Source organism: Latilactobacillus graminis DSM 20719 (genome assembly GCF_001436415.1).
GTDB lineage: Bacteria > Bacillota > Bacilli > Lactobacillales > Lactobacillaceae > Latilactobacillus > Latilactobacillus graminis.
In genome coordinates this window covers 1-239 of record NZ_AYZB01000067.1, presented here as the reverse complement: position 1 = coordinate 239, position 239 = coordinate 1, and the positions used below count along the sequence as shown (strand labels likewise).

The 239-nt window shown below is 49.4% G+C and carries 1 protein-coding gene; it reads left to right on the top strand.

The features are described 5' to 3' along the window. Nucleotides 1-239 (top strand): DNA/RNA non-specific endonuclease (locus FC90_RS08870; protein WP_201781116.1); only part of this gene is annotated, 239 nt, incomplete at both ends.

Sequence of the window (239 nt, the reverse complement as noted above, 5' to 3'; positions counted from 1 at the left end):
AAAAATGAGCATATTAAATACAGCAATTTGGATCAACTTAATCGTGCTGGTGCCGCTACCGCCTATCTGTCAGAGAAGAACCTTGGCCGGTCCGAGTCACGTACTGAACAAACGTGGCAGCCGACTGGGTGGCACAATCAGCCGGCCAGAATTAATGGCCGGCGAGTCTTTCCGCAAAATAGGGGGCACTTGATCGCTTATACTGTCACTTTCGCATTAGATCAAGATGGCACCTACGT